Origin of the sequence: Streptomyces sp. NPDC006551 (assembly GCF_040611675.1) — a bacterium.
Taxonomy (GTDB): Bacteria; Actinomycetota; Actinomycetes; order Streptomycetales; family Streptomycetaceae; genus Streptomyces.
In genome coordinates, this window is sequence record NZ_JBEXOT010000011.1 from 45,376 (window position 1) to 64,040 (window position 18,665).

The following is an 18,665-nucleotide window of genomic DNA, read 5'->3' on the forward strand; positions in this document are numbered from 1 at the left end:
GCCCCGCCCATTACGATGGACGCGCAGCGCACGCGGCCGTGGTGGAACTGGCAGTCACGCTGGGTTTAGGTCCCAGTGGGGTAACACCCGTGAGGGTTCGAGTCCCTCCGGCCGCACCGCACACCGAAGGGCCGCACCGGACAGGTGCGGCCCTTCGGTGTTCGCGGCTTACGGCGCACGGGTCTTACGGCGTGCGCGGCTTACGGCTTACGGCGCTCGCGGCGCTGTTCAGCCCAGCAGCTCGCGCACCACCGGCACCAGCGCCCGGAACGCCTTCCCCCGGTGGCTGATCGCGTTCTTCTCCTGCGGCGTCAGCTCCGCGCACGTCACCTCGTACCCCTCCGGCTGGAGGATCGGGTCGTAGCCGAAGCCGTTCGTGCCCACCGGCGCGTGGCGCAGGGTGCCGGACATGCGGCCCTCGACCACGCGCTCCGTGCCGTCGGGCAGGGCGAGGGCGGCCGCGCAGGCGAAGTGGGCGCCGCGGTGGGCGTCGTCGATGTCGGAGAGCTGGGCGAGGAGGAGTTCGAGGTTGGCGCGGTCGTCGCCGTGGGTGCCGGCCCAGCGGGCCGAGAAGATCCCGGGGGCGCCGTTCAGGACGTCGACGCAGAGACCGGAGTCGTCGGCGACGGCCGGCAGGCCGGTGGCCCGGGCCAGGGCGTGGGCCTTGAGGAGGGCGTTCTCGGCGAAGGTGACGCCGGTCTCCTTGACGTCGGGGATCTCCGGGTACGCGTCCGCGCCGACGAGGTCGTGGGGCAGACCGGCGTCGGCGAGGATCGCGCGGAGTTCGGTGATCTTCCCGGCGTTGCGGGTGGCGAGGATCAGACGGGTCATGGGCTGATTATCCCGGGGTGCAGACCTTGCCGATCTCGCCGGCCGCGTCGGTGACGGGCTTGATGTCGGGAGTCGCGTCGCCCTGTTCGACGGCGGTACGGACGGACTCGACGCCCTTGGTGAGGTCGTCGACGGCCTTGGACAGATCGGCGTTGTCGGTCGTGTCCTTGAGCTTGCCCAGCTCCGTGGATATCTCGTTGAGGGCCTCGTTGAGCTGGGTCGGGTCGTTGGTTGCGTTCGACGCCGCCCGCTGCAGCTTGTCGACGCTGGTGGCGATGGCCTCGGCGGTGGCGACGCAGTCCATCGCCTTGTCGAGGGCTCCACAGCCGACGAGTGCGGTGAGTGCGGCGGCGGTGGTCACGGCGAGTGCGAGTCGGCGCTTCACGTCAGGTCCTCCCCTGGTGTACGGAACGGGCGCGCGGTTCGTACCGTGCGCCCGTGTCCACGTAGACGCCCGGCCGGGCGTCCGTGGTTGCCACAGCGTGCTACAGCGTGCCTTCGAGGGCCTTGCGCTGGATCTCGGCGAGCTCGGCGCAGCCGCCGGAGGCGAGGTCGAGGAGTGCGTTGAGCTCCTTGCGGTCGAAGGGCTCGGCCTCGGCGGTGCCCTGGACCTCGACGAAGCGGCCGTCGCCGGTGCAGACGACGTTCATGTCGGTCTCGGCGCGCACGTCCTCCTCGTAGCAGAGGTCGAGGAGGGGCGTGCCGTCGACGATGCCGACGGACACGGCGGCGACGGTGCCGGTGAGCGGCTTGCGGCCGGCCTTGACGAGCTTCTTGCCCTGGGCCCAGGCGACGGCGTCGGCGAGGGCGACGTACGCGCCGGTGATGGCGGCGGTGCGGGTGCCGCCGTCGGCCTGGAGGACGTCGCAGTCGAGGACGATGGTGTTCTCGCCGAGCGCCTTGTAGTCGATGACGGCGCGCAGGGAGCGGCCGATGAGGCGGGAGATCTCGTGCGTGCGGCCGCCGATCTTGCCCCGGACGGACTCGCGGTCGCCGCGGGTGTTGGTGGAGCGGGGGAGCATCGAGTACTCGCCGGTGACCCAGCCCTCTCCGCTGCCCTTGCGCCAGCGCGGGACGCCTTCGGTCACGGAGGCGGTGCAGAAGACCTTGGTGTCGCCGAAGGAGATGAGGACGGAGCCCTCGGCGTGCTTGCTCCAACCGCGTTCGATGGTGACGGGGCGGAGCTGTTCGGGGGTACGACCGTCGATACGAGACATAGGACGAGCGTAGCCGTACACGAAGGAGGGCCCGTTCCCCTGCCGGAACGGGCCCTCCTTCAGATGAGCGGGTGGCTCACATCATGTCTTCGATGTCGGCGGCGATCGGGTCGGCGTCGGTGCCGATGACGACCTGGATCGCGGTTCCCATCTTCACGACGCCGTGGGCGCCGGCGGCCTTCAGCGCGGCCTCGTCCACCTTGCTGGGGTCGACGACCTCGGTGCGCAGGCGGGTGATGCAGCCCTCGACCTCTTCGATGTTGTCGATGCCGCCGAGCCCGGCGACGATCTTCTCAGCCTTGCTGGCCATGTGTTTCTCCCTGTCCGTTCCGTTCGGAGAACGTAAGTCCCGGCGCACCCACGGTCCGCTTTGTCACGGTAACCCACGGTTGGCCCAACTTCGCGAGCGGGTGCAGTGGTTCTGCCGAATGATGACGATCACCGGCGCCCTGCCCTCGGCGGGCCTCGGGGAGCCTATCGCAACTGGTCTACACCAGTGTGCAACGCGAGCCGGGGCGCGCTTGTTCCGGAACCAGGGAGGACGCCGATGAGCAGCGACAGCGCCGCCGCCGCACCGCGGAAGAGGAACTGGCGGAACGGCCTCTTCCAAGGGCTCCAGAAGGTGGGGCGCAGCCTGCAGCTCCCCGTCGCCGTGCTGCCCGCGGCCGGTCTGCTGGTCAGTCTGGGCAATCTCTTCTCCGCCTACCTCCACGGCGCCTTCTGGGACCGGACCTCCGACGTGCTGATGAAGGGCGGCACGGCGATCCTCGACGGCTCGTTCGGCCTGCCCCTTCTCTTCTGCATCGGCGTGGCGATCGGCTTCGCCAAGAAGGCGGACGGCTCCACGGCGCTCGCGGCGGTGGTCGGCTTCCTCGTCTACTTCAACGTCCTGAAGGCGTTCCCGCGCGAGGGCACGGTGACGGCGGACGTCCCGGAGGGCGTACCGCAGAATCCGGGGGTGCTCGGCGGCATCCTGATCGGCCTGCTCACCGCGGTGGTCTGGCAGCGCTTCCACCGGACCAAGCTGGTCGACTGGCTGGGCTTCTTCAACGGGCGCCGCCTGGTGCCGATCATGATGGCGTTCCTCTGTGTCGTCCTCGGTGTGCTGTTCGGGCTGCTCTGGGAGCCGGTGGGTGACGCCCTCACCTGGTTCGCCAGGCAGCTGATCGATCTCGGGTCGTGGGGCGCGGGCATCTTCGGCGTCGCCAACCGGCTGCTCATCCCGATCGGCATGCACCAGTTCCTGAACACCTTCTTCTGGTTCCAGGCGGGCGAGTTCACCAAGCCGGACGGCACCCTGGTCCAGGGCGACCTGACGCGCTTCTTCGCCGAGGACCCGACGGCGGGCCAGTTCATGTCGGGCTTCTTCCCGATCATGATGTTCGGCCTTCCGGCCGCCGCCCTCGCCATCGCCCACTGCGCCCGCCCCGAGCGCCGCAAGGAGGTGACGGGCCTGATGATCTCCGTCGGCCTCACCTCGTTCGTCACCGGCGTGACGGAGCCGCTGGAGTTCTCCTTCATGTTCGCGGCGCCGCTCCTCTACGGCCTGCACGCGCTGCTGACCGGCGCCTCCATGGCGATCACCTGGGCGCTGGGGGTGCACGCGGGCTTCAGCTTCTCGGCCGGCCTGATCGACTACGTCGTCAACTGGCACCTCGGCACCAAGCCGTGGCTGATCATCCCCATCGGCCTGGGCTTCGCCGTCGTCTACTACCTGGTCTTCCGCTTCGTGATCACGAAGTTCGACGTCCCGACCCCGGGCCGTGAGCCGAAGGAGGTCGAGGAGGCGATGGAGCGGGACATCACGAAGCCGTGAGCCCACGGCCCCGCTTCGAAGGTCGACAGGCCCCCGGACCTCAGGTCCGGGGGCCTTCGTCGTTCACATTCCGCTATGGCGCGGGCACACAGAATTCGCAGGTTCCTTATCTAAGTCTCACGTGCTAAAACTGGTCTACACCACTCATTGGTGTAGACCACGCGGTCGAGACCACCGCGTTCCACGAGACGCCGCCGTCACTCCCGTTTTCCCTGTCCTCTGGCGGCGCCTTGCCTTACTGGAGGAAGTATGAGTACGGCCACCGCCCAGGCCGCCGCTCCCGCGAAGAAGCGCGGATCCGGCCTGTTCCAGGGCCTGCAGAAGGTCGGTCGCAGCCTGCAGCTGCCGATCGCCGTACTGCCGGCCGCGGGTATCTTGCTCCGACTCGGCCAGCCCGACGTGTTCGGCAAGGACGGGCTCGGATGGGACAAGGTCGCCTCCGTGTTCGCCACGGCCGGCGGCGCGGTCTTCGACAACCTGCCGATGCTCTTCTGCATCGGCGTGGCCATCGGCTTCGCGAAGAAGGCCGACGGTTCCACCGCCCTCGCCGCCCTCGTCGGCTTCCTCGTCTACCACAACGTCCTGAAGGCGTTCCCGGTGACCGAGGCCGTGGTCAACACGACCGCGAACAAGGGCGTCGACGTCGCGGCGACGTACAACAACCCGGGTGTCCTCGGCGGCATCGTGATGGGTCTGCTGGCCGCCGTGCTCTGGCAGCGGTTCCACCGCACCAAGCTGGTCGACTGGCTGGGCTTCTTCAACGGCCGCCGTCTCGTCCCGATCATCATGGCCTTCGTCGGCACCGCTGTCGGTGTCGTCTTCGGCCTGGTCTGGGAGCCGATCGGCAACGGCATCTCCAGCTTCGGCGAGTGGATGACCGGCCTCGGCGCCGGCGGTGCGGGCCTGTTCGGTCTGATCAACCGCGCGCTGATCCCGGTCGGCATGCACCAGTTCGTGAACACCGTCTCCTGGTTCCAGATCGGTGACTTCACCAACGCGGCGGGCGAGATCGTCCACGGCGACCTCAACCGCTTCTTCGCGGGTGACCCGAGCGCCGGTCTGTTCATGTCCGGCTTCTTCCCGATCATGATGTTCGGTCTCCCGGCCGCCGCCCTCGCCATCGCGCACTCCGCCCGCCCCGAGCGCCGCAAGGCCGTGACGGGCATGATGGTCTCCCTCGCGCTGACCTCGTTCGTCACCGGTGTGACCGAGCCGATCGAGTTCTCGTTCATGTTCATCGCGCCGCTCCTCTACGCGATCCACGCGGTCCTGACCGCCGTCTCGATGGCCGTCACCTGGGCCCTCGGCGTCCACGCCGGCTTCACCTTCTCGGCCGGCTTCATCGACTACGCCCTGAACTGGAACCTCGCCACCAAGCCGTGGATGATCATCCCGATCGGCCTGGTCTTCGCGGCGGTCTACTACGTGCTGTTCCGCTTCGCGATCACCAAGTTCAACCTCCCCACGCCGGGCCGCGAGCCCGAGGAGGAGATCGAGGACCTCACCAAGGCGTGACCCTCGCCCGCACGACGGAAGGGCCCCGGAACCGTTCAGGTTCCGGGGCCCTTCCCGTACGCGTACGTCCGCGGCCGGTCAGATCTCGTAGACCGCGCCCGGGTACGCCAGTTCCGCCGGCCCGTCGTAGACCGCGCGCGCGTCCGCCAGGTTCTGGGCGGCGTCCGTCCAGGGCGGGATGTGGGTCAGCACCAGCCGGCCCACCGCCGAGCGGGCCGCCTCCGCGCCCGCCTCGCGGCCGTTGAGATGGAGGGCCGGGATGTCCTCCTTGCCGTGGGTGAAGGACGCCTCGCACAGGAAGAGGTCCGTGCCGGCCGCCAGTTCGTGCAGCGCGTCGCAGACACCCGTGTCGCCGGAGTACGTCAGGGAGCGGCCGCCGTGCTCGATCCGGATGCCGTACGCCTCCACCGGATGGCACACCTTCTCCGTACGGACGGAGAACGGGCCGATCTCGAAGGAGCCGGACTTCAGGGTCCGGAAGTCGAAGACCTCGCTCATCGACTTGTCGGAGGGCGTGTCCGCGTACGCCGTGGTCAGGCGCTGCTCGGCGCCCTCCGGGGCGAAGACGGGGAGGGCGTCGCACCGGCCGCCCTCGTGGCGGTAGTAACGGGCGACGAAGTAGCCGCACATGTCGATGCAGTGGTCGGCGTGGAGGTGGCTGAGGAAGATGGCGTCGAGGTCGTACAGACCGCAGTGGCGCTGCAGCTCGCCCAGGGCGCCGTTGCCCATGTCGAGGAGCAGCCGGAAGCCGTCGGCCTCTACGAGGTAGCTCGAGCAGGCCGAGTCCGCGGACGGGAACGACCCTGAGCAGCCGACGACGGTGAGCTTCATGGAGCGTGAACCTCCGTGGAAGGGCGTCCGTGGACGGGTGCGGGGACAGTCGCTGGTGGAGTCGCTGAGCAGTCACTGTGGGGAGGTCGTGCGATCTGACGAGCGTAAGGCGCGGCAGGGCCCGTCGCTCCTTGTGAGTGGCGCGTTGTGGGCGAACTCACGGGCGCTGTCACCGGTTCGGATGGACCTGGGGGCGCGTGAGCGCGGGAGGCCGGCCGCCGGTAACGTCGTGGGGTATGGACACGTCCTGGTGGCCGGCGCTGATCGCGGTCGTGGTGATCGCGCTGATCGTGGCGCTGACGGACGGCTGGAAGCGCTCGGGCTCCCGGCCCGGGGGCCGTACCCGGCCGCCCGGACGGCCCCCTGCCCCGGGAAAGGCGCCCCCCGGGCGGCCGAAGACGCGGGGACGGCCCGGACGACTGCCGCAGGCCGGTGAGATCTGGTGGGCCGACGTCCCCTACGAGGACGGTCCGGGCTCCAAGGACCGGCCGTGCCTGGTTCTGTCGCTACGGGGCGACAGCGTCCTGGTCGCCAAGATCACCAGCAAGTACCACGACGAGCGGCCGGGCGTGATCGCGCTGCCGCCGGGCTCCGTGGGGGACACGCACGGCCGCCCGAGCTTCCTGGAGACGGACGAGCTGCGGCAGGTCCCGGTGGAGGAGTTCCGCCGCAGAGTGGGAACGGCGGACCCGGTCGTCTGGGACCAGGTCCGCCATCTGGCGTGAGCGGTGTACGGGGAGCGGCCTACGCCCAGAGCTGGCCCTGGAGCGTCTCGATCGCTTCCTCCGTCGTCGCAGCCGTGTAGACGCCCGTCGAGAGGTACTTCCAGCCGCCGTCGGCGACGACGAACGCGATGTCCGCGCTCTCGCCCGCCTTCAGCGCCTTGTTGCCGACGCCGATCGCCGCGTGCAGCGCCGCGCCCGTCGAGACGCCCGCGAAGATGCCCTCCTGCTGGAGGAGTTCGCGGGTCCGGGTCACGGCGTCGGCCGAGCCGACCGAGAAGCGGGTGGTGAGGACGGAGGCGTCGTAGAGCTCGGGCACGAAGCCCTCGTCCAGGTTGCGCAGGCCGTAGACGAGGTCGTCGTACCGCGGCTCGGCGGCGACGATCTTGACGTCCGGCTTGTGCTCGCGCAGATAGCGGCCGACGCCCATGAGGGTGCCGGTGGTGCCGAGGCCCGCCACGAAGTGGGTGATCGAGGGCAGGTCGGCGAGGATCTCCGGGCCGGTGGTGGCGTAGTGCGCGCCCGCGTTGTCGGCGTTGCCGTACTGGTAGAGCATCACCCACGCGGGGTTCTGCTCCGCCAGCTCCTTGGCGACCCGTACCGCCGTGTTCGACCCGCCCGCCGCCGGTGACGAGATGATCTCGGCGCCCCACATGGCGAGCAGCTGACGGCGCTCCTCGCTGGTGTTCTCCGGCATGACGCAGACGATGCGGTATCCCTTGAGCTTCGCCGCCATGGCGAGCGAGATGCCGGTGTTGCCGCTGGTCGGCTCCAGGATGGTGCAGCCGGGGGTGAGCCGGCCGTCCTTCTCGGCCTGTTCGATCATGTGGAGCGCGGGGCGGTCCTTGACCGAGCCGGTGGGGTTGCGGTCCTCCAGCTTTGCCCAGATGCGGACGTCGTCCGAGGGCGAGAGCCGGGGCAGGCGGACCAGTGGCGTGTTGCCGACCGCTGCCAGCGGGGAGTCGTAACGCATGTGGATCAGACCATGCCGCCGGCGACGGCCGGCAGGATCGTGACGTTGTCGCCGTCGGCGAGCTTGGTGTCGATGCCGTCCAGGAACCGGACGTCCTCGTCGTTCAGGTAGACGTTGACGAAGCGGCGCAGGGTGCCGTTGTCCACGATGCGGGCCTCGATCCCGTTGTGCCGGGACTCCAGGTCGGCGAAGAGCTCGGCGAGGGTGTCACCGCTGCCCTCGACGGCCTTGGCGCCGTCGGTGTAGGTGCGGAGGATGGTCGGGATGCGGACCTCGATGGCCATGGCGTGGGCTCCTGTCGGGAGTGGCGTGGTGGGCGCGCGGCTGGGGCCCCCGCGCGAAGGGGGTCGTGCTGGGAGGTGCGCTCGGGCCGTGGAACGGTGCTCAGAGCGCAGCGCGGGACGTACACATCGCGCTGGCGAGGCGGCACAGGTCGACGTGCAGACGGGCTACGAGCAGGAGTGTGCCCGGCGTCTGTTCGCTCACGTCATGGGAAACCATGCGGTCATCGTATCGATTCCCGGTCCGGGTTCCGGAATGTGATCTCACATGACGGACAGTTCCCGCTCGCCTGCTGGACTTCCGGCCGAACGCGTCTCCCGGGACCCCTGCCGGTGGCCGTCACTCGGGCCACGCGGAGCTCTCGATGGCGGTCACGAAGTCACCGGGGACGAAGCCGGGCACGAAGTGGCGCAGCACGTCCGCCTTCACATTGCCGAAGGTCGTCTCCGGCTTGGGCGCGATGCCCTCAGTGAAGGCACGCAGGATCCGGCGCTTGAAGTCGGGGCGGGGATGCAGGGCGACGACCGCGGCCCGGTCCTCGGGCGGGACGGCGGCCGGGTCGTCGTACCCGATGCCCAGGACGTCGTACTCGACCCCCGCCGTCACCAGGGCGACCTCGGGCTCCATGAACTCCGGGACGCCGGGGGTGGTGTGCAGGGCGATCGCGGTCCACACGCGCCGTACGGCGTCCTCGCCGATGCCGTACGAGCGCAGGAAGGCGGCCGCCTCCTCCGCGCCGTCGACCTCGAAGCGGCGGCCGCTGTTCCGGTGGGCCTCGCCCAGGCCCAGGTCGTGGAACATCGCGCCGACGTAGAGGAGTTCGGGGTCGAAGCCGAGTCCGCGGGCACGGCCCTGGAGGGCGCCGAAGAGGTAGACGCGGCGGGAGTGGTGATAGATCAGCTCGCTCGTGGTGTCGCGGATCAGCTCGGTGGCGGCGGTGGCGATCTCGCTGTCGGGAACGATCTCGGTGAGGTCCATGACTCCAGACTCCTCGCCCCCGCCCAGGCCCCGCCATGTCCTTCGGGACGTTCTTCCCACAGAATCGGACACATGACTCACACCGTGGTCGTCCTCGCCTTCGACGGCGTACGCCTGCTGGACGTCTCCGCTCCCCTGGAGGTGTTCGGCACGGCCGGACCCGCCTACTCCGTCCGCGTCTGCACCCCCGGCGGGCGGGACGTGCGGACCTCCACCGGGCTTCGCGTCGGCGCCGATCTGGCGGCGGAGGAGGTCACGGGCGCCGACACCCTCGTGGTCCCGGGCGCCGTGGACGTGGACCGGTGTGTCACCGCCCCCGAGGTCGTGGAGCAGGTCGCGGCGCTCGCCCGCCGCTCGCGGCGGGTCGCGGCCGTGTGCACGGGGGCCTTCGCGGTGGCCGCCGCCGGACTGCTGGACGGCAGGCGGGCGACGACCCACTGGGAGCACGCGGCCGCGCTGGCCCGCCGCCATCCCGGGGTGGAGGTGACACCGGACGCGATCTTCGTCGAGGACGGGCCGGTGTTCACCTCGGCGGGGGTGAGCGCCGGTATCGACCTCTGCCTCGCCCTGGTCGAGCGGGACCGCGGCCCGGCCGTCGCCCGTGCGGTGGCGCGCGATCTGGTGGTGTTCCTGCAGCGGCCCGGCGGTCAGTCGCAGTTCTCGGCCGCCTCGCGCACTCCCCCGACGGGCCATCCCCTGGTGCGGCCGCTGCTCGACGCGGTCGCCGCCGATCCGGGCGCCGACCACAGCGCGACGGCGCTCGCCCGGCGGGCGGGTGTCAGCGCACGGCATCTGACCCGGCTGTTCCGGGAGCAGATCGGCGCCACTCCGGCCGGCTATGTGGAGCGGGTACGGGTGGAGGCGGCCCGGCTCCTCCTGGAGGGCGGGGCGAGCGTCACGGGCGCGGCGGCGCGCAGCGGGCTCGGCAGTGACGAGAGCCTGCGCAGGGCGTTCGCCCGGCACTTCGGGGTGACGCCCTCCGCGTACCTCGCCCGCTTCCGCACGACGGGGACGGGGGCCGGGGCCCAGGTCTCCGGGGCTTCTCAGGCCTCCACGTAGGCCTCGACGACCTGGACCTCTTCCTCGGTCACGACGCCCTCGACGATGCTGAAGGAGCGGAACTGGAAGGGGCCGGCGCCGTCGGTGTCGGCCGTGGAGACCAGGACGTAGTGGGCGGCGGGCTCGTTCGCGTACGAGATGTCCGTACGGGACGGGTAGGCCTCGGTCGCCGTGTGCGAGTGGTAGATGATCAAGGGCTCCTCGTCCCGGTCGTCCATCTCGCGGTACAGCTTCAGCAGGTCGGCCGAGTCGAACTCGTAGAACGTGGGCGAGCGGGCGGCGTTCAGCATCGGGATGAACCGCTCGGGGCGGCCGGTGCCGACCGGACCCGCGACCACGCCGCAGGCCTCGTCGGGGTGGTCCGCGCGGGAGTGCTCCACGATCTGGTCGTACAGGGCCCGGGTGATGGTCAGCATGTCCGACAGGATAAGCATGCGGGCCGCCCTGTACCGAGGAGTGGTACGGGACGGCCCGAATGCTGGACAGAAGCCTGTTACGAGCGCTTGGTGAAGGCCGCGCCCTCGGGGTTGCGGGACTTCAGGACCAGGTAGGAGACGCCCAGGATCAGACCCCAGACCGGCGCGCAGTACAGCGAGACGCGGGCGCCCTCGTCGATGCCCATCATCACGATGACCATGCCGATGAACAGCAGCGCGAACCAGCTGGTGTACGGGGCGCCCGGGGCCTTGAAGGTGGACTCGGGCAGCTCGCCGCGGTTCGCCTTGGCGCGGTAGCGGATCTGGCAGACCAGGATCATGATCCAGGCCCACATGCCGGAGATGGTGGCGAAGGAGACGACGTACTCGAAGGCCTTGCCCGGGGCGACGTAGTTGATCCAGACGCCGACCAGCATCAGCGCGGCCGAGAAGGTCAGGCCGAGCAGCGGGGTGCCGTTCTTGGTGAGCCGCGTGAAGACCTTCGGGCCCTGGCCGTTGAGCGCGAGGTCGCGCAGCATGCGGCCGGTGGAGTACATGCCCGAGTTGCAGGAGGAGAGGGCCGCGGTCAGCACCACGAAGTTGACGATGGCGGCGCCGACGCCGAGGCCCATCTGCTCGAAGGCGGCGACGAACGGCGAGACACCCGGCTTGAAGTGCGTCCAGGGGACCACCGAGAGGATCATGATCAGCGCGCCGACGTAGAAGACGGCGATACGCCACGGCACGGTGTTGATCGCCTTGGGCAGGACGGTCTTCGGGTCCTTGGACTCGCCGGCGGTGACGCCGACCAGCTCGACCGCGAGGAAGGCGAACATGACGATCTGCAGCGTCATCAGCGTGCTGCCGATGCCGGTGGGGAAGAAGCCGCCCTGGTCCCACAGGTGGGTCACGGAGGCGGTGTCGCCGGCGTCGGAGAAGCCGATGGTGAGGATGCCGGCGCAGATCAGGATCATGCCGATGATCGCGGTCACCTTGACCATGGAGAACCAGAACTCCAGCTCACCGAAGAGCTTCACGGAGATCAGGTTGGCGCCGTAGAGGATCACGGTGAAGACGAGCGCCGAGATCCACTGGGGGATGTCCCACCAGTACGTCATATAGGTGGCGGCCGCGGTGACCTCGGTGATGCCGGTGACGACCCAGAAGAGCCAGTACGTCCAGCCGGTCACGAAGCCCCAGAAGGGACCGATGAACTCACGGGCGTACTCCGCGAAGGAGCCCGACACCGGGCGGTACATGAGCAGCTCGCCCAGGGCCCGCATGATGAAGAAGATGACCAGGCCCGCGATGGCGTAGGCGAGGATCAGGCTGGGGCCGGCCTTGGCGATGGCCTTGCCCGCGCCGAGGAAGAGGCCGGTGCCGATGGCTCCGCCGATCGCGATCATCTGGATCTGCCGGGCGCCGAGGCCACGCTGGTAGCCCTCGCCGCCGCCCACGGCCCCGTCGGTGCCGTCGTGCTGCTTGTCGACCTGCACTGAGGTCATGGTGGTGCGCCTTTCTCCATGCTGATCCGCGCCGACTGCGTCTGGCTGCGGATCAGGTCCTGATCCCCCCGGATGTGGATGGAGTGCTACCGGCGATCAGCCGGCCAAAGCGCCCCCGGGCACAGGGGTGGCGTCCCCGGGCGGTCGTGAAGATTTATCACGGGATCCACAGTGATCGGTGGGACCGACTGTGGCGCACACCACAGGAAGAAGCGGACACAAAGGACTCAACACGGCAAGCTAGAACACTTTGGTGACGTATTCGTTATGCGGATTTGAGTGTCCGTTGAGCGAACACCGCGGAACCACCGGATACGACTACGGCATCAGCGTCTCGACGAGCGACTCCTGGAGCGCGCCGAGCCAGAGGTACGCCATCACCATCGGCTTGCGCGGATCGGAATCCGGCAGCCGGTACAGCTCGCCGCCCTCGTCCTCGTCGGTGACCTCCAGCCGGGTCCCGATCGTCAGCCGCAGATCGTTGAGCGCGCCGAGCCACGCCCGGGACTCGTCCGCGGTGAGCTTGAGAACGGTCCCGCCCTCGCCGGACGAGGAGAGCGCGTCGAGACTGCGGACGACCGCGAGGGCGTCCTCGCGCTTACGGGCCCGCAGGTCGTTCTCGGTGTACCGCCGAAAGTCGGCCGCCGCGGCGCGCAGTTCCTCGTCCTCATCGCCGTACGCGTCCGGGAAGAGCCGCTTCAGCGCGGGATCGGTCGGGGCCTCGCTCGGCCCTTCGGCGAAGAGCGCGGCCAGCGGGTCCTCGCCCTCGACGGGCTCGTCGCCCGGCCCGATCAGCTCCATGAGCTGCACGGCCAGGGAGCGGAGGATGGAGACCTCGACCTCGTCGAGCGCCACGGCCGCGCCGCCGCCGGGCAGCGCCTCGAAATGGCCGGCCATCAGCCGCGGTCCTGCGACAGCGTCGCCCACAGCCCGTAACCGTGCATCGCCTGCACGTCCCGCTCCATCTCCTCGCGGGTGCCGCTGGAGACCACCGCGCGGCCCTTGTGGTGCACGTCGAGCATCAGCTTGTGCGCCTTGTCCTTGGAGTAACCGAAGTACGCCTGGAAGACGTAGGTCACATAGCTCATCAGATTGACCGGGTCGTTGTGCACGAGGGTCACCCACGGCACGTCCGGTTCGACGACCGCGAAGGTCTCTTCGGACGATTCCGTACGTTCGATCTCGATAGGCGCGACGCTCACTTACCCCATGCTGCCACTCGAAGTGGCCCGTCGCACAAACGGGTCACACGGCCGGCCCTAGAAATCGTCACTCTGACGAGTATTCGGGGGTAGCATCGCTGACATGAACGCTGCGGACCTTGGGCTCCCGGTGGACGTGCCGTCGACCGCGCTCTTCACCGACCAGTACGAGCTGACCATGCTCCAGGCGGCCCTCAGGGCCGGCACCGCCGACCGGCGCTCCGTCTTCGAGGTCTTCACCCGCCGGCTGCCCGAGGGGCGGCGCTACGGCGTGGTGGCCGGCATCGGACGGGTCCTGGACGCGGTCGAGAACTTCCGCTTCGACCCGGGCGTGCTCGGCTTCCTGCGCGAACAGGGCATCGTCGACGAGCCGACCCTCCAGTGGCTGGCGGCCTACCGCTTCTCCGGCGACATCTGGGGCTACCCCGAGGGCGAGGTGTACTTCCCCGGCTCCCCGATCCTGCGGGTCGAGGGCTCCTTCGCCGAGTGCGTGCTCCTGGAGACCGTGATCCTCTCGATCCTCAACCACGACTCCGCCATCGCGGCGGCCGCCTCCCGGATGTCGGCCGCGGCCGGCGGCCGGCGGCTCATCGAGATGGGCGCCCGGCGCACCCACGAGCTGGCCGCCGTCGCCTCCGCGCGGGCCGCGTACGTCGGCGGCTTCGACTCCACCTCGGACCTCGCCGCCGGCTTCCGCTACGGCATCCCGACCGTCGGCACCTCCGCCCACGCCTTCACCCTGCTCCACGACACCGAGCGGGACGCGTTCCAGGCACAGGTGAAGACCCTGGGCAGCGGTACGACCCTGCTCGTCGACACCTACGACGTGACCGAGGCCGTCCGTACCGCCGTGGAGGTGGCCGGGAAGGACCTCGGAGCCGTACGGATCGACTCCGGGGACCTGCTGCTCGTGGCCCACCGGGTGCGGCAGCAGCTCGACGAGCTGGGGGCGAAGGACACCAAGATCGTGGTCACCTCGGACCTGGACGAGTACGCCATCGCCTCCCTGGCGGCGGCTCCGGTCGACGCGTACGGGGTGGGGACCCAGCTGGTGACCGGCAGCGGGCACCCGACCTGTTCCATGGTCTACAAGCTGGTCGCCCGCGCCCAGTCGGCCGACCCCAAGGCGCCGCTGACGCCGGTCGCGAAGAAGTCGCTGGGCGGGAAGGCGTCGGTCGGCGGCCGCAAGTGGGCGGCGCGGAGGGCGGACGCGGAGGGCGTGGCCGAGGCGGAGGTCGTCGGCACCGGCCCGGTCCCGCCGGAGCTGGCCGACCGCCAACTGCTCGTCGAGCTGGTCAAGGGCGGCGACGTGGTGGCCCGCGAGCCCCTGGAGGCGGCCAGGGCGCGGCACATGGCGGCGCGGGCCGGACTGCCGATGTCGGCCATCCAGCTCTCGCGGGGTGAGCCGGTACTGCCGACGGAGTACGTGTAGAACGCAGCCGTAACGCCCTGAAATGCCCCCTCCCGAAGGGAGGGGGAAGTCTCTAGGCTCGAAGTCATTCCCCTTCCGGCCCGCTCCCCTTCCGACCCGCTAAGGACACTCGCCATGCACCGCGCATTGATCGTCGTGGACGTTCAGAACGACTTCTGCGAGGGCGGCAGCCTCGCGGTGGCGGGAGGGGCGGACGTCGCCGCCGCCATCACCGACCTGGTCGGCGAGGCGGCGGGCGCCGCGTACCAGCACGTGGTGGCGACCCGTGACCACCACGTCGACCCGGGGGACCACTTCGCGGCGGAGGGCCAGCAGCCCGACTACGTCACCTCCTGGCCGGTGCACTGCGTCGCCGGCACGGAGGGCGTCGGCTTCCACCCCAACTTCGCGCCCGCCGTCGCCAGCGGGGCGATCGAGGCCGTGTTCGACAAGGGCGCGTACGAGGCGGCGTACAGCGGCTTCGAGGGGCGGGACGAGAACGGCGGGACGCTCGCGGAGTGGCTGCGGGAGCGGGAGGTCGCGGAGGTCGACGTGGTCGGGATCGCGACGGACCACTGCGTGCGGGCCACGGCGCTGGACGCGGCGCGGGAGGGGTTCAGGGTCCACGTCCTGCTGGACCTCACCGCGGGCGTGTCGAAGGAGACGACGGACAAGGCCCTGGAGGAGCTGCGGGCGGCCGGGGTCCGGCTGACCGGGAAGCCCGTGGTCTGAGCCGGTTCAGGCGGTGGTCTGCGGCCTGAGGCGGCTCAGCCGGCGGTCCGGAGGCGGGCCAGATGGTGGTGCGAGGCGGCCCAGTCGGCTGCCCGGGGCGGGTCAGCCGGTCGGCAGGGAGCGTATCGGGTGCCAGAGCTCCTGGGCCGCGCCCGGGTTGGATCTCCACAGCAGGCCGTCCGGGTGGTGGAGGACCGCGGTGACCTCGTCCGGGGTCGGCGGCTCCGCGTTGCCGCGGAGGTAGACGGCGCGCAGGCCCAGGTTCCGCAGCCGGGTCAGGGCGCGGGCCCGGTTCGGGGCGTGGACCAGGAAGCGGACCGTGGCGCCGTCGCCCGCCGGGCTCGGCAGCCCTATGGCGACGACCACGCTGCCACCTGGCAACTTGCAAAAACCTCCACCGGGCATGCCGGAACCACTCCCCCGTGAGCTCGCTGTCAATAAGGACTCGGTCAGCTGCACCTAAACACGATCGGCCGCCGCCCGCTAGGGGGCGACGGCCGATCATGCTTTGACCTGCGACGATGTGGATTACTTCGTCGAGGGACCCACCTGGACGGTGATCGTCTGGCCGTTCTTCGGCTCCTTGACGACCGCGATCTTGGTGTTGGTGTCAGTTACCTTGACACCGGCCCGCTCGGTCTCCTTGAACCAGTACGTGCCCTTGCGGTCGTCGAAGACCGGGTTGCCGGCCTGCGGCTTGATCCAGACCGGGACGTCCGCCTTGTGGAGCTGGAAGGCGTCGGTGCGGTATGTGCCGAAGGGCGCGTCGTGGGACTGGATGCGGTTGCGCATCAGCGTACCGTCGGTCCACTTCAGCGGCGTCGGGTGCGCGTCGACCGGAAGGACGAGGCCCTGGCCCGGGTGGACGGCCGTGTTGTTGTCCTTCTGCGAGGTGTCCCACAGCCAGATCAGCAGACCGTTCTGGTACGGGTAGTGCTCGACCCAGCTGGCCTTGTCGCCCGCGAAGCCGAAGTTGTACGGGCCGACCTTGAGGGTGGCGTCGTACGAGACGTACTGACGGTTCTCCGCGAGGTAGTACTGCTCGTACTCCTTCGTGAAGCCCTTGCCGATGCGCGAGAAGCCCTTGGCCGTCCAGCCGTTGTCACCGTTCTCGGCGTTGTCCGAGAAGACGGTGGCACCGTCGGCGGTCAGCGTGATGGCGTCGGCCGCGAAGCCCTTGCCGCCCGCGCCGCCGTCCGTCTGGTAGCGGAAGCGGAGGTCGAACTTCTTGCCGGCGTAGGCGTCCAGGCCGTACACGAGGTTCTTGTACGCGCCGGAGACGTCGGTCAGCGCCGGGGCGCCGCTCGCGTCGCGCGGCAGGGGCTTGCCGTCGGCGGTGCCGTCCAGGGCCGTCCAGTTGGCGCCGCCGTCCGTCGACACCTCGGTGTAGAGGTAGTCGTAGTCCAGCTCGATGTCGTACCAGCCCTTGAGCTCCAGGGTGGCCTTCGACTTGCCGGTCAGGTCGACGGAGCGGGTCAGGGTGTTCTTGAGGTCGTCACCCATGTCGCTCCACCACTGCGTGGCACCCTCGGCGGGCGCGACGACATCGGTGGTGACCTTCTTCTTCGGCAGCTCGACGACGAGCGCCTGCGGGTTCTTGGTGTTGTACTCGGCCACACCCAGCTTGTGGGTGGACTTCGTGGCGCGCTGCTCGTCGCTCACCTTGGTGTAGTTGAGCCAGCCGAGCTGCAGCTTGTCCCACGCGGTCATGTCGCCGGGCAGGTCGCCGATCGACTCCTTGCCCTGGCCGAGCCACGAGCCGGAGGACATCAGCGACCAGAAACCGGTCGAGTTCTCGGCGCCGGGCTTGCCGGAGGTGTCGTACAGGTCGGGCAGACCCAGGTCGTGACCGTACTCGTGGGCGAAGACGCCGAGGCCGCCGTTCTCGGGCTGCATCGTGTAGTCGCCGACCCAGATGCCGGTGTCGCCGATCTGCGTACCGCCGGCCTTGTTGTTCGCCGGGCCGGTCTTGCCCGCGTTGGTGCCGTACGCGTACCAGCGGTGGGCCCACAGGGCGTCGCCGCCCTGGGCACCGCCGCCCGCCGACTCGTCCTCGCCCGCGTGGACGATCTGGAAGTGGTCGATGTAGCCGTCGGCCTCGTTGAAGTTGCCGTCGGCGTCGAAGTCGTAGCGGTCCCACTGGTCGTACTGCGCCAGGTCGGCCTTGATCTGGGCGTCGGTGCGCCCCTTGGCCTTCTGGTCGGCGGTCCACGCGGTGACACCGTCACGGACGGCGTCCCACACGTTGGCACAGTTGCTGTTGCCGCAGTAGTTCGAGCCGTAGCGGGCCTCGTTGTACTCGACCTTGACCCAGTCGGAGACGCCGCCCTCGACCGAGTAACGGCCGGAGGAGGTCTTCTCCATGTAGGTCTTCAGCGACTGCTTGGGCTGTCCCTTGGCGTCCTTGCCGGTGCCGAAGTACAGGTCCTGGAAGTGCTGCTGGTCGTAGTCCGCCTGCCAGGCCGTCGAGTTGTCCTTCGTACGGTCCGGCTCGGCTATCTGGTTGTGCAGCGGGCCGGGCGTGCCGCCGAACTTCGGCTTCAGCTCGTCCGTGTCGTCGTCGGCGCGGTCCACCAGGGTCGTGTCGTCGACCTTGTCGCCGAACTCGACGAGGATCGTGAAGATCTTGTCGGTCTTCTCGCGGCCCAGCTCGACGTACTTCTTGCTGTCGAGCTTGACGACCTGGGAGCCGCCGCGGCGCTCGACCTCGGCGTCGCCGCTCAGCACCTGCTCGAGCGCGGCCTCGCGCTGCTGCGCCTGCTGCTTGCTGAACGGGCCCTCGAGGTCGTGGTCGACCGCGGTCTTGTCCACGTGAGCACCCGGAGCCGGGTCCTGGCGCTCGATGCCGGCCGGCGCGGCCGGACCGTGCTCGTGGGCCCAGGCGGTGGTGAGGGTCGAGGCGGTGGCGGCCGTGGCCGCGAGCGCCACGACGACTGCGGACGCTCTGATCGCCCGTCGTCTGTTGGTCACTTGAAGTTGTCCTCCCCGGCGCCCGCGACCGCGGACCGGAGGTGGGGTTGATGTCCGCAGGCGGGGTCGCGCGTCACAAGTGACGACATTCGACCGGAGTTACGAGCGAAAAGACAGACCTTGACTTGAACAGACCAACTGCACTATGCAGGAGCGGCTTTCCGGAATACGGACGCCCATCGGGCGCACCGCGAGCGACGGTTGG

General features: G+C 69.6%; 21 protein-coding genes and 1 tRNA gene. 7 read left to right on the plus strand and 15 right to left on the minus strand.

Features of this window, described 5'->3' with window-relative positions; translation table 11 throughout:
* Nucleotides 1-32: 32 nt before the first annotated feature.
* Nucleotides 33-116 (plus strand) — tRNA-Leu (locus tag ABZY12_RS13845).
* Nucleotides 117-228: 112 nt separating this feature from the next.
* Here ABZY12_RS13845 and rdgB read toward each other — a convergent pair.
* The 4 genes from rdgB to ABZY12_RS13865 form a co-directional block, all read right to left on the minus strand.
* Entirely contained in the window at nt 229-831 is a 603-nt protein-coding gene (gene rdgB, locus ABZY12_RS13850) for an RdgB/HAM1 family non-canonical purine NTP pyrophosphatase (protein WP_356889719.1), read from the minus strand.
* Nucleotides 832-838: 7 nt separating this feature from the next.
* The gene (locus tag ABZY12_RS13855) at nt 839-1,216 is read right to left on the minus strand and encodes a hypothetical protein (protein WP_356889721.1); all 378 of its coding nucleotides are present in this window, start codon (nt 1,214-1,216) and stop codon (nt 839-841) included.
* Nucleotides 1,217-1,316: 100 nt separating this feature from the next.
* Complete coding sequence (gene rph, locus ABZY12_RS13860) at nt 1,317-2,048, minus strand: ribonuclease PH (protein WP_356889723.1); 732 nt, start codon at nt 2,046-2,048, stop codon at nt 1,317-1,319.
* 76 nt (nt 2,049-2,124) lie between these two features.
* Nucleotides 2,125-2,358, minus strand: a complete 234-nt coding sequence (locus tag ABZY12_RS13865) for a PTS glucose/sucrose transporter subunit IIB (RefSeq protein ID WP_093660495.1) — start codon at nt 2,356-2,358, stop codon at nt 2,125-2,127.
* 237 nt (nt 2,359-2,595) lie between these two features.
* On the opposite strand from ABZY12_RS13865, the gene ABZY12_RS13870 reads away from it, so the two are divergent.
* Nucleotides 2,596-3,864, plus strand: a complete 1,269-nt coding sequence (locus tag ABZY12_RS13870; RefSeq protein WP_356889725.1) for a PTS transporter subunit EIIC — start codon at nt 2,596-2,598, stop codon at nt 3,862-3,864.
* Nucleotides 3,865-4,113: 249 nt separating this feature from the next.
* Nucleotides 4,114-5,379 (plus strand): PTS transporter subunit EIIC, encoded by a 1,266-nt coding sequence (locus ABZY12_RS13875; RefSeq protein ID WP_356889727.1) that lies wholly within the window; start codon nt 4,114-4,116, stop codon nt 5,377-5,379.
* A gap of 78 nt (nt 5,380-5,457) precedes the next feature.
* On the opposite strand, the gene ABZY12_RS13880 is transcribed toward ABZY12_RS13875, so the two are convergent.
* Nucleotides 5,458-6,210, minus strand: a complete 753-nt coding sequence (locus tag ABZY12_RS13880; RefSeq protein ID WP_356889729.1) for an MBL fold metallo-hydrolase — start codon at nt 6,208-6,210, stop codon at nt 5,458-5,460.
* Between the two features lie 236 nt (nt 6,211-6,446).
* Between ABZY12_RS13880 and ABZY12_RS13885 the strand changes: the two genes are divergently transcribed.
* Nucleotides 6,447-6,935, plus strand: a complete 489-nt coding sequence (locus tag ABZY12_RS13885) for a type II toxin-antitoxin system PemK/MazF family toxin (RefSeq protein ID WP_356889731.1) — start codon at nt 6,447-6,449, stop codon at nt 6,933-6,935.
* Between the two features lie 19 nt (nt 6,936-6,954).
* On the opposite strand, the gene ABZY12_RS13890 is transcribed toward ABZY12_RS13885, so the two are convergent.
* The 4 genes from ABZY12_RS13890 to ABZY12_RS13905 form a co-directional block, all read right to left on the minus strand.
* Complete coding sequence (locus ABZY12_RS13890; RefSeq protein WP_356889733.1) at nt 6,955-7,905, minus strand: cysteine synthase; 951 nt, start codon at nt 7,903-7,905, stop codon at nt 6,955-6,957.
* 5 nt (nt 7,906-7,910) lie between these two features.
* On the minus strand, nt 7,911-8,189 hold the full coding sequence (locus ABZY12_RS13895; RefSeq protein ID WP_356889735.1) for a MoaD/ThiS family protein: 279 nt from the start codon (nt 8,187-8,189) through the stop codon (nt 7,911-7,913).
* Between the two features lie 100 nt (nt 8,190-8,289).
* Nucleotides 8,290-8,406 carry a putative leader peptide gene (locus tag ABZY12_RS13900; RefSeq protein ID WP_356889737.1) on the minus strand — a complete coding sequence of 39 codons (117 nt, stop codon included), beginning with the start codon at nt 8,404-8,406 and terminating at the stop codon, nt 8,290-8,292.
* A 120-nt stretch (nt 8,407-8,526) separates the two neighbouring features.
* Nucleotides 8,527-9,165: an HD domain-containing protein gene (locus ABZY12_RS13905; protein ID WP_356889739.1), complete on the minus strand. Its 639-nt coding sequence runs from the start codon at nt 9,163-9,165 to the stop codon at nt 8,527-8,529.
* Between the two features lie 72 nt (nt 9,166-9,237).
* Here ABZY12_RS13905 and ABZY12_RS13910 point away from each other — a divergent pair, with 72 nt between their 5' ends.
* Entirely contained in the window at nt 9,238-10,224 is a 987-nt protein-coding gene (locus ABZY12_RS13910; RefSeq protein WP_356889741.1) for a GlxA family transcriptional regulator, read from the plus strand.
* Here ABZY12_RS13910 and ABZY12_RS13915 read toward each other — a convergent pair.
* From ABZY12_RS13915 to clpS, 4 genes are all read right to left on the minus strand, one after another.
* Complete coding sequence (locus ABZY12_RS13915) at nt 10,209-10,640, minus strand: M67 family metallopeptidase (protein ID WP_356889743.1); 432 nt, start codon at nt 10,638-10,640, stop codon at nt 10,209-10,211. The genes ABZY12_RS13910 and ABZY12_RS13915 overlap by 16 nt on opposite strands.
* A 77-nt stretch (nt 10,641-10,717) precedes the next feature.
* Entirely contained in the window at nt 10,718-12,145 is a 1,428-nt protein-coding gene (locus tag ABZY12_RS13920; RefSeq protein ID WP_356889745.1) for an amino acid permease, read from the minus strand.
* 318 nt (nt 12,146-12,463) lie between these two features.
* Nucleotides 12,464-13,042: a DUF2017 domain-containing protein gene (locus ABZY12_RS13925; protein ID WP_356889747.1), complete on the minus strand. Its 579-nt coding sequence runs from the start codon at nt 13,040-13,042 to the stop codon at nt 12,464-12,466.
* Nucleotides 13,042-13,347, minus strand: a complete 306-nt coding sequence (gene clpS / locus ABZY12_RS13930) for an ATP-dependent Clp protease adapter ClpS (protein WP_356889749.1) — start codon at nt 13,345-13,347, stop codon at nt 13,042-13,044. Before clpS ends, ABZY12_RS13925 begins: the two co-directional genes overlap by 1 nt.
* Nucleotides 13,348-13,450: 103 nt before the next feature.
* On the opposite strand from clpS, the gene ABZY12_RS13935 reads away from it, so the two are divergent.
* Complete coding sequence (locus ABZY12_RS13935) at nt 13,451-14,779, plus strand: nicotinate phosphoribosyltransferase (protein ID WP_356889751.1); 1,329 nt, start codon at nt 13,451-13,453, stop codon at nt 14,777-14,779.
* Between the two features lie 114 nt (nt 14,780-14,893).
* Nucleotides 14,894-15,490, plus strand: coding sequence for an isochorismatase family protein (locus tag ABZY12_RS13940; RefSeq protein WP_356889753.1), 597 nt, complete (start codon nt 14,894-14,896; stop codon nt 15,488-15,490).
* 102 nt (nt 15,491-15,592) lie between these two features.
* On the opposite strand, the gene ABZY12_RS13945 is transcribed toward ABZY12_RS13940, so the two are convergent.
* The gene (locus ABZY12_RS13945; protein WP_356889755.1) at nt 15,593-15,895 is read right to left on the minus strand and encodes a hypothetical protein; all 303 of its coding nucleotides are present in this window, start codon (nt 15,893-15,895) and stop codon (nt 15,593-15,595) included.
* Nucleotides 15,896-16,018: 123 nt separating this feature from the next.
* Nucleotides 16,019-18,460: an immune inhibitor A domain-containing protein gene (locus tag ABZY12_RS13950; protein WP_356889757.1), complete on the minus strand. Its 2,442-nt coding sequence runs from the start codon at nt 18,458-18,460 to the stop codon at nt 16,019-16,021.
* Nucleotides 18,461-18,665: the final 205 nt, after the last annotated feature.

What these genes read in the sequence shown, in the direction of transcription:
- rdgB (WP_356889719.1), bottom strand. Translation starts at nt 831, where the DNA reads ATGACCCGTCTGATCCTCGCCACCCGCAACGCCGGGAAGATCACCGAA.
- rph (WP_356889723.1), bottom strand. Translation starts at nt 2,048, where the DNA reads ATGTCTCGTATCGACGGTCGTACCCCCGAACAGCTCCGCCCCGTCACC.
- ABZY12_RS13865 (WP_093660495.1), bottom strand. Translation starts at nt 2,358, where the DNA reads ATGGCCAGCAAGGCTGAGAAGATCGTCGCCGGGCTCGGCGGCATCGAC.
- ABZY12_RS13870 (WP_356889725.1), top strand. Translation starts at nt 2,596, where the DNA reads ATGAGCAGCGACAGCGCCGCCGCCGCACCGCGGAAGAGGAACTGGCGG.
- ABZY12_RS13875 (WP_356889727.1), top strand. Translation starts at nt 4,114, where the DNA reads ATGAGTACGGCCACCGCCCAGGCCGCCGCTCCCGCGAAGAAGCGCGGA.
- ABZY12_RS13880 (WP_356889729.1), bottom strand. Translation starts at nt 6,210, where the DNA reads ATGAAGCTCACCGTCGTCGGCTGCTCAGGGTCGTTCCCGTCCGCGGAC.
- ABZY12_RS13885 (WP_356889731.1), top strand. Translation starts at nt 6,447, where the DNA reads ATGGACACGTCCTGGTGGCCGGCGCTGATCGCGGTCGTGGTGATCGCG.
- ABZY12_RS13890 (WP_356889733.1), bottom strand. Translation starts at nt 7,905, where the DNA reads ATGCGTTACGACTCCCCGCTGGCAGCGGTCGGCAACACGCCACTGGTC.
- ABZY12_RS13895 (WP_356889735.1), bottom strand. Translation starts at nt 8,189, where the DNA reads ATGGCCATCGAGGTCCGCATCCCGACCATCCTCCGCACCTACACCGAC.
- ABZY12_RS13900 (WP_356889737.1), bottom strand. Translation starts at nt 8,406, where the DNA reads ATGGTTTCCCATGACGTGAGCGAACAGACGCCGGGCACACTCCTGCTC.
- ABZY12_RS13905 (WP_356889739.1), bottom strand. Translation starts at nt 9,165, where the DNA reads ATGGACCTCACCGAGATCGTTCCCGACAGCGAGATCGCCACCGCCGCC.
- ABZY12_RS13910 (WP_356889741.1), top strand. Translation starts at nt 9,238, where the DNA reads ATGACTCACACCGTGGTCGTCCTCGCCTTCGACGGCGTACGCCTGCTG.
- ABZY12_RS13915 (WP_356889743.1), bottom strand. Translation starts at nt 10,640, where the DNA reads ATGCTGACCATCACCCGGGCCCTGTACGACCAGATCGTGGAGCACTCC.
- ABZY12_RS13920 (WP_356889745.1), bottom strand. Translation starts at nt 12,145, where the DNA reads ATGACCTCAGTGCAGGTCGACAAGCAGCACGACGGCACCGACGGGGCC.
- ABZY12_RS13925 (WP_356889747.1), bottom strand. Translation starts at nt 13,042, where the DNA reads ATGGCCGGCCATTTCGAGGCGCTGCCCGGCGGCGGCGCGGCCGTGGCG.
- ABZY12_RS13935 (WP_356889751.1), top strand. Translation starts at nt 13,451, where the DNA reads ATGAACGCTGCGGACCTTGGGCTCCCGGTGGACGTGCCGTCGACCGCG.
- ABZY12_RS13940 (WP_356889753.1), top strand. Translation starts at nt 14,894, where the DNA reads ATGCACCGCGCATTGATCGTCGTGGACGTTCAGAACGACTTCTGCGAG.
- ABZY12_RS13945 (WP_356889755.1), bottom strand. Translation starts at nt 15,895, where the DNA reads ATGCCCGGTGGAGGTTTTTGCAAGTTGCCAGGTGGCAGCGTGGTCGTC.